The 12,019-nt window shown below is 69.0% G+C and carries 12 protein-coding genes; 8 read left to right on the top strand and 4 right to left on the bottom strand.

Annotated elements, in window-relative coordinates:
- The first annotated feature begins 59 nt into the window (after positions 1–59).
- The 4 genes from IEY55_RS15385 to glfT1 are packed head-to-tail and all read left to right on the top strand — an operon-like array spanning position 60 to position 3,555.
- Positions 60–917 (top strand): class I SAM-dependent methyltransferase, encoded by an 858-nt coding sequence (locus tag IEY55_RS15385; protein ID WP_373290017.1) that lies wholly within the window; start codon positions 60–62, stop codon positions 915–917.
- Between the two features lie 47 nt (positions 918–964).
- Positions 965–1,816: a galactan export ABC transporter permease subunit Wzm/RfbD gene (gene wzm / locus IEY55_RS15380; protein WP_189058366.1), complete on the top strand. Its 852-nt coding sequence runs from the start codon at positions 965–967 to the stop codon at positions 1,814–1,816.
- On the top strand, positions 1,817–2,638 hold the full coding sequence (wzt, locus tag IEY55_RS15375; protein ID WP_444543291.1) for a galactan export ABC transporter ATP-binding subunit Wzt/RfbE: 822 nt from the start codon (positions 1,817–1,819) through the stop codon (positions 2,636–2,638).
- Positions 2,635–3,555 carry a galactofuranosyltransferase GlfT1 gene (gene glfT1, locus IEY55_RS15370; RefSeq protein ID WP_189058362.1) on the top strand — a complete coding sequence of 307 codons (921 nt, stop codon included), beginning with the start codon at positions 2,635–2,637 and terminating at the stop codon, positions 3,553–3,555. The genes wzt and glfT1 overlap by 4 nt, the downstream gene beginning before the upstream one ends.
- 91 nt (positions 3,556–3,646) lie before the next feature.
- Here the strand turns inward: glfT1 and IEY55_RS15365 are convergent, their stop codons facing one another.
- The 3 genes from IEY55_RS15365 to IEY55_RS15355 all read right to left on the bottom strand — a co-directional run bounded on the left by IEY55_RS15365 (position 3,647) and on the right by IEY55_RS15355 (position 6,652).
- The gene (locus IEY55_RS15365) at positions 3,647–4,033 is read right to left on the bottom strand and encodes a VOC family protein (protein ID WP_189058360.1); all 387 of its coding nucleotides are present in this window, start codon (positions 4,031–4,033) and stop codon (positions 3,647–3,649) included.
- Positions 4,034–4,102: 69 nt separating this feature from the next.
- Positions 4,103–4,984: an NAD(P)-dependent oxidoreductase gene (locus IEY55_RS15360; protein WP_268239316.1), complete on the bottom strand. Its 882-nt coding sequence runs from the start codon at positions 4,982–4,984 to the stop codon at positions 4,103–4,105.
- Between the two features lie 387 nt (positions 4,985–5,371).
- Positions 5,372–6,652 carry an acetyl-CoA C-acetyltransferase gene (locus tag IEY55_RS15355; RefSeq protein WP_189058359.1) on the bottom strand — a complete coding sequence of 427 codons (1,281 nt, stop codon included), beginning with the start codon at positions 6,650–6,652 and terminating at the stop codon, positions 5,372–5,374.
- 88 nt (positions 6,653–6,740) lie between these two features.
- On the opposite strand from IEY55_RS15355, the gene IEY55_RS15350 reads away from it, so the two are divergent.
- Positions 6,741–8,072, top strand: a complete 1,332-nt coding sequence (locus IEY55_RS15350) for a 3-oxoacyl-ACP reductase (RefSeq protein WP_189058357.1) — start codon at positions 6,741–6,743, stop codon at positions 8,070–8,072.
- Positions 8,072–8,914 (top strand): MaoC family dehydratase, encoded by an 843-nt coding sequence (locus IEY55_RS15345; RefSeq protein ID WP_189058356.1) that lies wholly within the window; start codon positions 8,072–8,074, stop codon positions 8,912–8,914. The genes IEY55_RS15350 and IEY55_RS15345 overlap by 1 nt, the downstream gene beginning before the upstream one ends.
- A gap of 562 nt (positions 8,915–9,476) precedes the next feature.
- Here IEY55_RS15345 and IEY55_RS15340 read toward each other — a convergent pair.
- On the bottom strand, positions 9,477–10,163 hold the full coding sequence (locus IEY55_RS15340; RefSeq protein ID WP_189058354.1) for a TetR/AcrR family transcriptional regulator: 687 nt from the start codon (positions 10,161–10,163) through the stop codon (positions 9,477–9,479).
- Between the two features lie 102 nt (positions 10,164–10,265).
- Here IEY55_RS15340 and IEY55_RS15335 point away from each other — a divergent pair, with 102 nt between their 5' ends.
- Both IEY55_RS15335 and IEY55_RS15330 read left to right on the top strand, forming a co-directional pair.
- Positions 10,266–10,922: an SCP2 sterol-binding domain-containing protein gene (locus IEY55_RS15335; RefSeq protein WP_189058352.1), complete on the top strand. Its 657-nt coding sequence runs from the start codon at positions 10,266–10,268 to the stop codon at positions 10,920–10,922.
- Between the two features lie 183 nt (positions 10,923–11,105).
- Positions 11,106–11,852, top strand: a complete 747-nt coding sequence (locus IEY55_RS15330) for a PadR family transcriptional regulator (protein WP_229686416.1) — start codon at positions 11,106–11,108, stop codon at positions 11,850–11,852.
- Positions 11,853–12,019 lie beyond the last annotated feature (167 nt).

Here is a 12,019-nt window from a genome sequence, read left to right as displayed (position 1 = left end):
CACCGCTCCCGAAGGAGACCAGTGTCGGGCATCACACCAGGCTCACATACGATGACCACGTGGTCACGCGGCGAAAGGACCTCGACGTGCTCCACGAGGCGCTGAACCGGGCCCGCGAGATACTCCGGGCGAAGCTCATGCGTGCGGTGGACGATGTGGTTGCCCGCTACCACCGGCAGCAGATGGACGAGCTGAACGGCCAGCTGGCTGAGCTTCGCGAGCTGCGTGCGGAGGTTCACCGCGAGGTCGAACGGGTGATCCAGGCGGTCAAGGAGTTCGAGATCCGCGCCCGGCGGGACCTGCTGTACGCGGGCGAGAGGGAGGCCGCCACCGAGAGCGCCCGGCTCGTTCGGGAGCGGATGGGGCCGGTGCCGCACTTCCCGCACCCGCACGCCACCCTCGACTACGCCCTGTCACTGGCCGACGAGCAGGCAGGCATGGCGCTGGAGTTCGGCGTCTACACCGGGACCACGCTCAAGATCATCGCCCAGGCCCGGGAGGGCAAGGAGGTCTACGGGTTCGACTCGTTCCAGGGCCTGCCCGAGGGCTGGCGGTCCGGGTTCCCGGCCGGCATGTTCACCGTGGACGGGCTCCCCGACGTGCCCGGCGCCGAGCTGGTGGTGGGCTGGTTCGACGACACCCTGCCCGCCTTCCTGGCCGAGCACCAGGGCCCGGTGGCGTTCCTGCACGTCGACGCCGACCTGTACTCGTCGACCAGGACCGTGCTGGAGCAGGTCGGGCCCCGCCTGCAGCCGGGCAGCGTCATCGTCTTCGACGAGTTCTTCAACTACCCGGGCTGGCAGTGCCACGAGTACCGGGCGTGGCAGGAGTACGTCGCCAAGACCGGTGTCCGTTTCAAGTACGAGGCGTACACGATCGACAACGAGCAAGTCGTCGTGCGCGTGACCGGAACGTGACAGACCGCCGCAAGACCAGCACGGACCCGCCGGTACCCTCGGCTACCGTGCAAGCTCCCAGCACGGTCGAGCAGCCACCCACGCTGCCCCACGCACCGTCCCGCAGCTTCCGGCGGGCGTTCCAGGACCTCGCCCAGGGCTGGCGCCAGCGCCCGCTCTGGGGTCACCTCGGCTTCCAGGACATCAAGCAGCGGTACCGCCGCTCGGTGATCGGTCCGCTCTGGATCACCCTGAGCACCGCCATGACCGCGGTCGCACTGGGCATCCTGTACTCCACGCTCTTCAAAACCGAGGTCCCGGAGTTTCTGCCCTACGTTGCGGTCGGGTTGATCGTCTGGAACTTCATCGCGGGTTGCATCAACGAGGGCACCGAGGTCTTCATCACCAACGAGGGCCTGATCAAGCATCTGCCCGCACCGCTGAGCGTGCACATCTACCGCATGGTGTGGCGACAGTCTCTGTTCTTCGCGCACAACCTGCTGGTCTACGTCGTGCTGATGGTGGTCTTCCCGCACCCGCTCGGGCTGGCCACGCTGCTCGCCATCCCGGGGCTGATGCTGGTGGCCCTCAACGGCGTGTGGGTGGCGCTGCTGGTGGGCATCATCGCGACACGGTTCCGCGACATCCCACCGATCATCAGCAGCATCACCCAGTTGTTGTTCTTCATGACGCCGATCGTCTGGAAGTACGACAACGCGCTGCTCGCGAACACGCCCCGGGCGCAGTACGCCGAGTTGAACCCGTTCCTGCACTACGTGGCCGTCGTGCGCGACCCCCTGCTAGGTCAGCCCGTGGAGCCCCGGCACTGGATCGTGGTCGGCGGCATCACCGTGGTGGGATGGGCTCTGGCACTGATCTTCCTGCGGAATTACCGTTCCCGCGTCTCCTACTGGGTCTGAGTGAGGCCAGCCGTGGTCAGCATCGACGTCCGCAACGCCTGCGTCGACTTCCCGATCTTCGACGCGAAGACCAGATCGTTGAAGAAGGCCGTGCTCGGCAAGGCCGGCGGCAAGATCGGCACCGACAGCAAGGTTCCGGTGATCGAGGCGCTGCGGGACATCACGCTCTCCCTGGGGCACGGCGACCGGATCGGGCTGGTCGGCCACAACGGCGCCGGCAAGTCGACCTTGCTGCGCCTGCTCTCCGGTATCTACGAGCCGACCCGAGGCAGCGCGCGTGTGGTCGGCAAGGTCGCACCCGTGTTCGACCTTGGTGTCGGCTTGGACCCGGAGATCTCCGGCTACGAGAACATCATGATCCGCGGCCTGTTCCTGGGCATGACCCGGAAGCAGATGGAGAAGCGGGTCGACGACATCGCCGACTTCACCGAGCTGGGCAACTACCTGCACATGCCGCTGCGCACGTACTCGACCGGTATGCGGGTGCGGCTGGCGCTGGGCGTGGTGACCTCCATCGACCCGGAGATCCTGCTGCTCGACGAGGGTATCGGCGCCGTCGACGCGGCATTCATGGAGCGTGCCAGGGACCGGCTGACGGACCTGGTGAAGCGGTCCGGCCTGCTGGTCTTCGCCTCGCATGCCGACGAGCTGCTGATCGAGTTGTGCAGCAGCGCGATCTGGATGGACCAGGGGCAGATCAAGATGAAGGGCGGCCTTCGTGAGGTGTTGACCGCCTACAAGGGCCACGATCCCTTCGAGAACCTGCCGCCGCACGTCCTGGAGCGGCTGGGCGATTTGACCGGGACGGGCGGTACCGCATGAGCGAGGAGTCCTCGGCCGTCCGGCCGCCGTTGCCGAAGGGCGCGGTGGTGGCCGTGATCGTCACCCGGCACCGGCGTGAGCTGCTGGCCGACGGGTTGAAGATGATCGCGGCGCAGAGCCGGGTCCCCGACCACCTCGTGGTGGTCGACAACGGCCCGGACCGGCCGGCCGAGGACGTGGTGGCGGACTGCGCGGTTCCGACCACCTACCTGCCGTCGCACCGGAACCTGGGCGGTGCGGGTGGGTTCGCGCTGGGCATGCTGCACGCGCTCGCGCTGGGCGCGGAGTGGGTGTGGCTGGCCGACGACGACGGGCACCCAGCCGACGAGAACGTCCTGGCGGTGTTGTTGGCGGAGGCCGAGCGGCGGGGGCTGGCCGCGGTGTCGCCGATGGTGGTCAACATCGACCAGCCGGACCGGCTGGCGTTCCCGCTGCGGCGGGGCCTGAACTGGAAGCGGAACGTCACCGAGCTGGGAAGCGACTTCCGGGCGGGCATCGCGTCGTTGTTCAACGGGGCGTTGTTCCGGGCGTCCACGCTCGACGTGGTGGGGGTGCCGGACTACCGGCTGTTCGTCCGGGGCGACGAGGTGGAGATCCACCGGCGCCTGGTGCGCAGCGGGTTGCCGTTCGGAACGTCGCTGCGGGCCGCCTACGTACATCCCGACGGTTCGGACGAGTTCAAGCCGATGCTGGGAGGCCGGTTCCACGCCCAGGATCCGGAGAACGAGGTCAAGCGCTACTACACCTACCGGAACCGGGGTTATCTGCTTTCCCAGCCAGGGATGCGGAAACTCGGCCTGCTCGAGGTGGTCCGGTTCGGGTTGTACTTCCTCGGTGTGCGACGTGATCCGAAGGCGTTCCTGCAATGGCTGCGCCTGGTTCGGTTGGGCCAGCGGGAGCATTTCTTCCGCAGGTAGACCGCCGGCATGACGCGGCCTCTCCGGTGTCGGAGAGGCCGCGTCGTCGTTGTTGCCCACTTGTCGGCCGGGCTTGGTTTCCCCGTGAGTATCAGGAGTCCTCGCTGCCGTAGGGGCGGGTGATGATCTCCAGCTTGTGGCCGTTCGGGTCGTCGAAGTACACGCCCCGGCCGCCGTCGTTGTGGTTGATCTTGCCGGGCTCGTTGTGGTACGGGTCGGCCCAGTAGGTCAGCCCCTGTTCGCGGACCCGGCTGAAGATCTCGTCGAACTCGCTTTCGCTGACGAGGAAGGCGTAGTGCTGCGGGGCGATCTCGCCGTCGTCGTGCAGGACGTCGAGACTGACCTCGTTGTCCGTCTCCAGGACCAGGAACGGTCCGAACTCGGCGGGTTCGCGGAAGCCGAACGTCTTCGCGTAGAAGTCTGCCGTTGCCTCCCGGTCACGGGCCCGGACGATGGTGTGGTTGAGATAGACCGCCATGATGCTGACCCCTTCGACGGTGTCCGTTCGTTCTCAACCTCCACGCTAGAACTTCGACCTAACTCGAGGTCAAGGTTGAACGGAGCGGAAGGCGTGGTAGACGGCTGCCATGTCCGCGCCGGTGTGGCCGAGTTCCGCGGCGTACTGGAATCGCTCGTGCAGGGCGGTCATGACGGAGGCGTCGGTGCCAGCCTCCCGCATCGCCGCCGCGATGAGCGCGGAATCCTTGACCGCGCCCTCGAGAGCGAAGGCGGGCTCGAACCGCCCTTCGATCATCGCTGCGCCCTTGAGCTGCGCGTACGGGCTGTCCGTACCGCCACCCGCGATTGCTTCCAGGAACAGGCGTGGGTTCAGCCCGAGGTCCTGGGCAAGCGCCACCGACTGCGCGGTGCCAGCGGTGATGGACAGCACCCACGCGTTGAGCACGAGCTTGAGCCGACTCGCGGATCCCGCCTGCTCGTCCACCCACAGGGTTCGTGACCCGACAGCGTCGAAGACGGGTTCGACGCGCACCCGGAGCGCATCGGGCCCGGAGGCCAGGACGACGAGCGTGCCTTGTTCGGCGGGCTGCCGGGTGCCGAGCACCGGGGCATCGACGAAACCGACGCCGTGCTCGGCGGCCAGGTCGGCGAGCTGGGCGGTTCCCTCGAGCCCAACCGTGCTCATCTGGGCCCAGACGGTGTCCGAGGGCATCGCCCCGAGGACTGGGCGCATGGTGTCGGCCACGGAGACGGCGTCGAAAAGCATGGTGACCACGACATCGGCGCCCGCGACGGCCTCGGCCGGGCTGTCCGCGACGGTGGCGCCGTGCTCGGCCAGTGGCGCCGCCTTGTCCCTGGTTCGGTTCCACACTCGCAGTGGCAGGCCGGTCCGGGCGATGCTGCGGGCCATGCCGGCCCCCATGATGCCGGTGCCCAACACCGCGACGGTTGGCGTGTTGTCAGTTCCCACACGTCGACCCTAGCTTCGCCTGCCGTCGGCAGCGGCGCTCCAGCCTTTCCGCTGACACCGCCCACCCTCCCGGGGGGCGAACCCAGTTCCAGCGTACCGATCTTCACGAGTGGGCGAAAACGACTGTACACAGGAGAAACCGGTTATCCACAGGGAGTCCGGCGCATGTAACGGAGGCCGACCCAGCTGCCGCGTCGGCGCGCCCGGTCCCTGTCGAGCGGAGTTTGTACAGGCTGCAGCGCTTTCGGAGGGAACCGGGTAGCCCAGGCAGATCGTTCGCCGGGGACCGCGGGTTCCGGGTCGGCCGGCGTGTCGCCACCACAAGATCACCTCTGGGGATTACCGTGCGATCGCACGGTAATCCCCAGAGGTGCGTACTTTCTTACGTCACTTCTCCAGGATCGCGGTGACGCCGAGGCCACCGGCCGCGCAGATCGAAATCAGGCCGCGGCCACTTCCCCGTTCGTTCAGCAGCTTCGCCAGGTTCGCCACGATCCGCCCACCGGTGGCGGCGAACGGGTGGCCGGCGGCCAGCGAGCCGCCGTTGACATTGAGCTTGCTGCGGTCGATCGAGCCCACCGGCCCGTCCAGACCCAGGCGTTCCTTGCAGAACTGCGGGTCCTCCCACGCCTTCAGCGTGGAGAGCACCTGGGAGGCGAACGCCTCGTGGATCTCGTAGAAATCGAAGTCCTTCAGCTCCGCGCCAGCGCGGGCGAGCATGCGCGGTACGGCGTAGGCCGGGGCCATCAGCAGACCCTCCTCGCCATGCACGAAGTCCGCGCCGGCGGTTTCGCAGAACGTCATGTGCGCCAGCACCGGTAGCTTGCGCGCCCTGGCCCACTTCTCGCTCGCCAGCAGCACCGTCGAGGCGCCGTCGGACAGTGGGGTGGAGTTGCCGGCCGTCATCGTGGCGTTCTCGCCCTTGCCGAACACGGGCTTGAGCTTGGCCAGCTTCTCCAGCGACGTGTCCGCGCGCAGGTTCTGGTCCCGGACCAGCCCCAGGTACGGCGTCACCAGGTCGTCGAAGAAGCCGCGGTCGTAGGCGGCGGCCAGGTTGTGGTGGCTGGCCACCGTCAGCTCGTCCTGCTCTTCCCGGGTGATGCCCCACCGCTCGGCCGTGATGGCCGCGTGCTCGCCCATGGACAGCCCGGTGCGGGGCTCGGCGTTCTGCGGGATGGCCGGGATGATGTGCCACGGCCGGATCTTCGCGAGCAGCCGGAGCCGGGCCGCCGTGCTCTTGGTGGCGTTGATCTTGATCAGGATCCGGCGCAGGTCCTCGTTGACGGGCAGCGGCGCGTCGCTGGTGGTGTCGACGCCGCCGGCGATACCGGACTCGATCTGGCCCAGCGCGATCTTGTTGGCGACGGCGATGACGGCCTGCAGGCCGGTGCCGCACGCCTGTTGGATGTCGTAGGCCGGGGTGTTCGGGTCGAGCTGGGTGCCCAGCACCGACTCCCGGGTGAGGTTGAAGTCGCGGCTGTGCTTGAGCACGGCACCGGCGACCACCTCGCCCATCCGTTCACCCTGCAGGTGGAATCGGCTCACCAGGCCGTCCAGGGCCGCGGTGAGCATGGCCTGGTTGGACGCCGACGCGTAGGGGCCGTTGGAGCGGGCGAACGGGATTCGGTTACCCCCGACGATCGCCACCCGGCGAACACTCGCGGCCATCGGTGACCTCCATCACGATCCTGTGCTATGGATCCTCTTGCCCCCAACCTACTCCAGAGTAGGCTTACTTGCGAGTAGGAGGCGTCACATGGCAGATCGGTACCAGCAGTTCGCGTCGTCCCGAGTCGGCCGCCAGCTCGTGCGGAGGCTCGGCCTGCCCAACCCGGTCCCGCTGCGCCGCTACCGCCCCGGTGACCCCCTGGTCGCCGGTCCGGTGCTGGTCGCGGGTGGGGGCCGGGTCGCCGACGCGGTCCTCGGCGTCCTGAAGTCCGCGCAGGTGGACGCGAAGACCACCGTCGACGAGGGCACCCGGTACGGCGCGCTCGTTTTCGACGCAACCAGCATCACGGACAGCTCGGGGCTTCGCAGCCTCTACGACTTCTTCCATCCGGTTGCCCGCCGCCTCGTCACGTGCGGCCGGGTGATCGTGATCGGCACGCCGCCGGAGGACTGCACCGACATCCGTGAGGCGACCGCCCAGCGCGCGCTGGAGGGTTTCGTCCGGACGGTCGGCAAGGAGTTCCGACGCGGCGCGACCGCCCAGCTCGTCTACGTCTCGGCCGGTGCCGAGGGCGGCATCGAGTCCACGGTGCGGTTCCTGCTGTCGGCCAAGTCGGCCTACGTGTCCGGACAGGTGGTCCGGATCGGCCCCGCCGAGGTCACCACGCCGGCGGACTGGGCGCACCCGCTCGCGGGCAGGGTCGCCCTGGTCACCGGTGCCTCGCGGGGTATCGGCGAGGCGATCGCCGAGGTGCTGGCCCGGGACGGGGCGCACGTGGTGTGCCTGGACATCCCGGCGCAGGGCCAGGACCTGAGCGCGGTGGCCAACCGGATCGGCGGTTCGACGGTGCAGCTCGACATCACGGCCGAGGACGCGCCCGGAAAGCTCGGCGAGTACCTGAAGGAGCGACACGGCGGCGTGGACGTCGTGGTGCACAACGCGGGCATCACGCGGGACAAGACGCTGGCGAAGATGTCCGAGCAGCAGTGGGACTCGGTGCTCAACGTGAATCTCTCCGCACAGGAGCGGATCAACGATGTGCTGCTCGGCGCCGAGGTGTTGCGCCCCGGCGGCCGGCTGATCGGGGTGTCCTCCATCGCGGGGATCGCCGGGAACATGGGTCAGGCCAACTACGCCACGTCCAAGGCCGGGGTGATCGGCATGGTGCGTTCCCTCGCTCCGACACTGGCCGCCCGCGGCGGCACGATCAACGCGGTCGCGCCCGGGTTCATCGAGACCAGGATGACGGCCGTCGTCCCGCTCTTCGTCCGGGAGGCCGGGCGGCGGATGAACAGCATGGCGCAGGGCGGGCTACCGGTGGACGTCGCCGAGACCATCGCGTGGTTCGCCAACCCCGGTTCGACCGGGGTGAACGGCAACGTGGTGCGGGTCTGCGGCCAGAGCCTGCTGGGGGCGTGATGAGCACGCAGACGCTCTCCACGCCGCCGAATCTCGGCGCGCTGTACCGGAAGGCGGTGCTGACCGGGTTCGGCCGGCACGGCAGGGAGTTGCCCGACGTCGAGCTCGAGCTGCGGGACGTGTCGGTGGACGTGGAGCGGCTGGCCGACTACGACCGCGTCTGCGGATTCACGCTGCGGGACGAACTGCCGGCGACCTACGTGAACGTGCTCGCGTTCCCGTTGCAGGTGAAGCTGATGACGGATCCGTCGTTCCCGTTCCCGCTACCGGGGCTGGTGCACATCCGCAACACCATCACGCAGTTCCGACCGGTGCGTGCCGAGGAGGCGCTGAGCTTCCGGGTCCGGGCGGCAGACCTGCGCCCGCACGAGCGTGGGAAGCAGTTCGACGTGGTCAGCGAGGTGTTCGTCGGTGACGAACTGGTGCTCCGGGCGATCGGCACCATGCTTCGGCGCGGTGGTGGTAGTGGGGAGCGGTCGCGTTCCGCGGCTGCTGAGCCGCCGCCGGCCAGTGCGGTGTGGCGGGTTCCGGTCGACATCGGGCGCCGTTACGCGGCCGTGTCCGGGGACATCAACCCGATCCACATGAACAACCTGGCGGCCAAGGCGTTCGGGTTCCCGCGGTCGATCGCGCACGGGATGTGGACGAAGGCGCACTGCCTGGCGGCGTTCGAGGGACGGCTCCCGGCGTCGTTCACCGTGGATGCGCAGTTCAAGACCCCGATCCTGCTGCCGTCGAAAGTTGCGTTCTGGGCGTCCCGGGAGGGTGAGGGCTGGTCCTTCGGCGTGCACGACGCGAAGAAGGGGAAGCCGCACCTGTCGGGGTCGGTGCAGCCGGCCTGACCGGGCCGGATGTGTCCTCTCGTCGGTTCCCGACGACGGGCCGGGTACGACATCACGGGGTGCCCACCCGTGGCGGCCGCATGACCATGCCGTCGGGAGAGCGCGAGCATGCGCGTGTCGGCGTGGTCCGTTGCTGACGCTTGCCCCGGCGCACTCAGGATGCCGGCGGCGGGGCAAGCCAGCTTGTGGCGCTCGCCTGGCCTGCTGGCAGCCCGTACATGCGCCATACCGAATCACGCGCCAGGAAGCACCATTACGGGCCTGGCGCAACGAGACCAGTGCCGGGGATCCCCCTGGCCGACACCCGCCCAACCAGCCAAGGCCGCACAGGTCCCGGGTCGACGCAGGCTCGGCATTCTCCGAAGTTCGGAGTCCGGGATGAGTCAGGCCCCGGCGCCGGTTCGGCCGAGAGCCTGGCCCCAGGCGTTATGTCGTGAATCGCGCTGCCTGCTGAACACCGCCAGTTCGGGCCCAGAACGGCCCTCACGCACAGCGTGCGCTCGCGCGGCGGGCTTCCCTGCATCTCCCCCACGCCGGCCACAACACCGGCCGGGTCGGGCTGTCAGGCCGGCGTGGGTGTGGCGTCGGCCGGGCCTGCGGGCGGGTGCCACGTACGGCCCTGCACCAGGGTGCCGAAGCCCAGCCAGACCAGGTTCATCAGGCGCAACGCCATGGCCTTGGCGGTCTCGTCCGGGTGGTCCAGCCACCAGTCGGCCAGCGACTCCCCCGCCCCGACCAGGGCGGCGGCGATCGGTTTGGTCTCCGGGACGAAGTAGTCGGGCATGCCCTGGGCCTGGGCGGCCTGCGAGAGCAACGCACCGATGAGGGCGATCACCCGCTTGCGCCCCTCGGCGATCTGCTGGGCGAAGGGGTGTCCCTCCGAGGTGACCTGCCGGTGTAGGACGTTCCAGCTGTCCCGGTGCTCGCCGACGAAGGTGAAGAAGGCCAGCACGCCCCGCCAGAGCTGCTCCTCCGGGGCCAGGTTGGGGTCGACGACGGTGCCCACCGACTCGGTGAGGCGCGTCGCCTCCCGTTTGATGCACGCGGCGAACAGCTCCTCCTTCGAGCCCAGGTAGGCGTACACCATCGGCTTGGAGATGGCCGCCACCTCGGCGACCTCGTCCATCGACGCCGCGTGGTAGCCACGTTGGGAGAAGACCGCTGTCGCCGCGTCCAGGATCTGCCGCTCCCGGACGGCGCGTGGCAGCCGCTTGACGCGGGCCGGGCGGCCCCGCTGCTCGGTCTCCATCACACCCCCTCGAACACTGGTCTGTAGAAGGTTAACGGTCCCCCTTGCCCCATTATCTACTCAGAAGTAGTCTTACTCGTTAGTAGGTAGCGGAGGTGTCCGATGTCGCAGAGCCAGGACCACACGGCCGACGCCATCACCCGGCTCGGCCCCAAGGAGCTGGTCGACGCGCTGAGCCGCCTCAGCCCGGAGGACGAGACCATCGCCGATCTGGACATCGACAGCGTGGCCCGCGCCGTTGACCCCAAGGAGCTCAACAAGGACGACTTCGTCGCCCTGCTGTCCGCAATCACCCGGCTGGCGCAAGGGGGCGCCGCGCTCGACCTCACCCGGATGGCCCCGCAGAACTTCGCGCGCCTGATGTCCCGTGCCGGCAAGGACCAGATCGAGGCCGTGATGGGTGCTCCGGAGCTGCGCGAACCCATCCTCGACGAGGTGTTCCGGCGGATGGAGACGCACTTCCGTACCGAGAAGGCGGGCGCCACGTCGTCGGTCATGCACTTCCGCATCACCGGTGGCCGGGGCGAGGACGGCCTGGACCGGTACGAGGCGGTCATCGAGGACGGGAAGTGCTCGATCAACAAGGGCACCACGCGGGACGCGCGCGCCACGGTCACCCTCGGCCCGGCCGAGTTCCTCAAGCTCGCGACCGGCAACGCCTCGGCCCCGGTGCTGTTCATGACCGGGAAGCTCAAGGTCAACGGAGACCTGGGTTTCGCGGCCGGCTTCATGAGCCTCTTCGACATCCCACACGCCTAACCCCGCCCTTCAAGCCCGGGGGGCACCCGGAGGGGGCGTTCACAGCCGATGTGGCCCCGGCTGTGAACGCCCCCTCGTCATGTCCCGGGGGTTGTGTCGGCGACAGTTATCGATATATCGTCAACGTGTCGCGACAGAGCTTCGTAGGGACGAAGGTGGATCACGACACGATCGGAGGGTTTCATGGGTGCAGCACAGGCCACGCCCTTCCCGGGCGACGCGTTCGAAGACTTGCGGCGCGAGGCGCACCGCTGGCTCCGTATGGCGACGGAGGGCGGTCGCCGCGGACCCCGGCAGCACCACCGGCACGGCCCGGGGCACCGGCACGGCCCGCCGCGTCCGCCGCACCACGAGCACCCGTTCGACCTGGGCCCGGGCGGGCCGTTCGGTCCGGGTTGGCCGTTCGGGCACTGGGGGCGCGGGTTCGGCGGGCGGCGTCGGGGTAAGCGCGGGGACGTCCGCGCGGCCGCGCTGGTCCTGCTGGCGGAGGAGCCGCGCAACGGCTACCAGATCATCCAGGAGATCAAGGCCCGCAGCGACAACATGTGGCGTCCCAGCTCCGGCTCGGTGTACCCCGCGCTGCAGCAGCTCGAGGACGAGGGCCTGATCCAGCCGGTGCAGCAGGAGGGTGGCCGCCGGGCGTTCGAGCTGACCACGGCCGGCCGGGAGTATGTCGAGGAGCACGGGGACGAGCTGGGTGAGCCGTGGGCGGCGTTCACCGAGGACGTCCGCGAGGACACCCAGGATGTCGGGCGCGCGTTGCGGCAGACGTTCATGGCGGTCATGCAGGTGCTGGCCGCGGGGAACGAGCGGCAGGTCACCGAGGCCCGCAAGGTCCTCGACGAGACCCGCCGGTCGATGTACCGCATCCTCGCCGAGGACGACGTGACCAGTGACGCCGCTACCGACGAGGAGCCGGACGAGCGTTAGGCGCTTCCCGGGAAATGGGGAACAGGGATAGGGACGCCCCGGTCACCCGTGTGGGCACGGGCGGGTGACCGGGGCCTTCCCGGCTCCGGCGCGACCGGCGTGCCGGGGCGCTCGTCCGCTTCCCGCCGGGCAGGGTGGGCCGAATGACGACGGGACCGCGGGTGCGT

Source organism: Longimycelium tulufanense (assembly GCF_014645795.1).
GTDB lineage: Bacteria > Actinomycetota > Actinomycetes > Mycobacteriales > Pseudonocardiaceae > Longimycelium > Longimycelium tulufanense.
This window is presented reverse-complemented; position numbering and strand designations above follow the sequence as displayed.

Coding starts and splice junctions, on each gene's coding strand:
- IEY55_RS15345 (WP_189058356.1), top strand. CDS start 8,072: ATGAGCACGCAGACGCTCTCCACGCCGCCGAATCTCGGCGCGCTGTAC.
- IEY55_RS15335 (WP_189058352.1), top strand. CDS start 10,266: ATGTCGCAGAGCCAGGACCACACGGCCGACGCCATCACCCGGCTCGGC.
- IEY55_RS15350 (WP_189058357.1), top strand. CDS start 6,741: ATGGCAGATCGGTACCAGCAGTTCGCGTCGTCCCGAGTCGGCCGCCAG.
- IEY55_RS15340 (WP_189058354.1), bottom strand. CDS start 10,163: ATGGAGACCGAGCAGCGGGGCCGCCCGGCCCGCGTCAAGCGGCTGCCA.
- glfT1 (WP_189058362.1), top strand. CDS start 2,635: ATGAGCGAGGAGTCCTCGGCCGTCCGGCCGCCGTTGCCGAAGGGCGCG.
- IEY55_RS15355 (WP_189058359.1), bottom strand. CDS start 6,652: ATGGCCGCGAGTGTTCGCCGGGTGGCGATCGTCGGGGGTAACCGAATC.
- IEY55_RS15365 (WP_189058360.1), bottom strand. CDS start 4,033: ATGGCGGTCTATCTCAACCACACCATCGTCCGGGCCCGTGACCGGGAG.
- IEY55_RS15330 (WP_229686416.1), top strand. CDS start 11,106: ATGGGTGCAGCACAGGCCACGCCCTTCCCGGGCGACGCGTTCGAAGAC.